Raw genomic sequence first — 1,998 nt, 5'->3', positions numbered from 1 at the left:
CGTTTCGCGGAATATCGGCCAAAGAGGCTCAGAATCTGAGCTACATCCGCTCGTTTCGCGGAATGCCGGCCAAAGACCCCCCCTATTTTCCGGTCACCCGCGCTTCAGCTCGAAAAACTCGCACTCCTCCCGCGAGTGGTAGGCGAGGTCCCCTACGTCGGATTGCAGAACGACCGTCGAATCGTCGAAGCGCACGATGGCGCTCCCGGCTTCGATCAGATGGTCGTCCCGGAACACCCGCAGCAGCACGCGCCTAGCCTTGGCGTCTTCAAAATCGCGATCGGTCGTCAGCCTTCGGTTGATGGCCATTTTCTTTTTCCCCCTCCCCAATCCGATGACGTTGTCAGGTACTAGGACTATACCAGATACGCCATTCTTCGCACAAGCGCATAACTCCTGTCGATTCGAGCCGAGAGAAGACGCATGCCTATTCCGCTAGCTTCATACAATGTACCACTTCCAAATCGAAGGGTAGGGCTCGGGATGGGAATCGAATGGACCTCCCTGCACGGCGTCTATCTCGCGTTCATCTTGTTGATTTTGGCCGCGCTGATCAAACGGCGGGATACGACCATGATTTGCATTGTCGGGATTCTCGTTCTCGGGCAGATCGCGACCGAGAACCTGAGCGCTTCCGTCTCCGGCATTTTCAACGGCTTCATCTACGCGACCAAGGAACTGATCCGCACGATCTTCATCATCTCGATCGTCGTCTCGATGAGCCGGGTGCTGATCCGCACCGGCATCAACGAGCTGATGGCGGCCCCGCTGACGCGCTTCATGCGGACGCCGGCGCTCGCATTCTGGGGGATCGGCGTCGTGATGCTGGTCGTCTCCTGGTTTTTCTGGCCCTCTCCGGGCGTCGCTCTGATCGGAGCCGTGCTGCTTCCGGCGGCGGTCCGGGTCGGACTTCCCGCGCTGGGGGCCGCGATGGCGATGAATTTGTTCGGCCACGGCATCGCGCTCTCGGGCGACTACATTATTCAGGGCGCCCCGAAGCTGACGGCGGACGCGGCCGGCCTGAAGGTGTCGGAGGTGATGCAGGCCAGCGTTCCCTCGTCATCGTCAAGGGCGTTGTTACGACGGGGGTCGCGTATTGGAAGATGCTCAGGGACCGCAGGCGGGGCACGTGGAGAGACGGGCTGGCAGCCGGGGGAGCGGCTCTCGCTTCCGACGCCGGATCGATCGCGCTGCCGCTTCGGGTGAAGCAGTGGGCGGCCGTCCTCATTCCGATCCTGTTCCTTCTCGACGTCGTCGCCATGTTCGCGCCGGATTTGCAAGGCGGGGACGCCACCGCCCTGATCGGGGGCACGGCCGTTCTCATTTTGCTCGTTCTCACTTTGATCGCCCACCGCAACCGGGTGCCGAGGAGATTACCTCCTATCTCGTCGACGGCTTCCATTTCGGCTTTAAAATTTTCGGCCCCGTCATCCCGATCGCCGCTTTCTTCTATTTGGGCGATGCGGCCTTCCTTACGGTGCCGGGCGAACCATTGCCGACCGGATCGCAAGGCATCGTCAACGATCTGGGGGTGGCGCTGGCCGACAGGGTGCCTGTCAACGGAGTCGTCGGCTCTCTCACGGCGGCCGTGACCGGAGCGATTACGGGGCTGGACGGCTCGGGGTTCTCCGGCTTATCGCTGGCGGGATCTGTCGCGAAAATGTTCGGAGCGGCCATCGGGTCCGGAACGGCGACGTTGACGGCGCTCGGCCAGGTTGCTGCGATCTGGGTAGGCGGCGGCACGCCGATCCCCTGGGCGCTTCTTCCGGCGGCGGCCATCTGCGGCGTCAATCCGTTCGAATTGGCCCGCCGCAATTTGAAGCCGGTGCTGATCGGTCTCGGGGCGACGACGATTGTGGCGATGTTTTTGGTGTGACATGCAGAAATTCAATTCAATTCGATATGTAATTAGGGCTTGCTGAACGAACAAAAAATCCTTATTCCACAAGGGATTTGAGCTACTTTTGTCGAATTTATCTGCAAGGAAAACATAGAAAA

The 1,998-nt window shown here is 60.3% G+C and carries 1 protein-coding gene and 1 pseudogene; one reads left to right on the top strand and one right to left on the bottom strand.

Features of this window, described 5'->3' with window-relative positions:
- Positions 1–93: 93 nt before the first annotated feature.
- Positions 94–309 carry a hypothetical protein gene (locus G485_RS0124495; protein WP_027094716.1) on the bottom strand — a complete coding sequence of 72 codons (216 nt, stop codon included), beginning with the start codon at positions 307–309 and terminating at the stop codon, positions 94–96.
- 174 nt (positions 310–483) lie between these two features.
- On the opposite strand from G485_RS0124495, the pseudogene G485_RS28155 reads away from it, so the two are divergent.
- Positions 484–1,876 (top strand): annotated as a pseudogene (locus tag G485_RS28155) (hypothetical protein).
- The last annotated feature ends 122 nt before the right edge of the window (positions 1,877–1,998 follow it).

The sequence above is a fragment of the Cohnella thermotolerans DSM 17683 genome (assembly GCF_000429825.1).
Taxonomy (GTDB): domain Bacteria; phylum Bacillota; class Bacilli; order Paenibacillales; family Paenibacillaceae; genus Cohnella; species Cohnella thermotolerans.
This window is presented reverse-complemented; position numbering and strand designations above follow the sequence as displayed.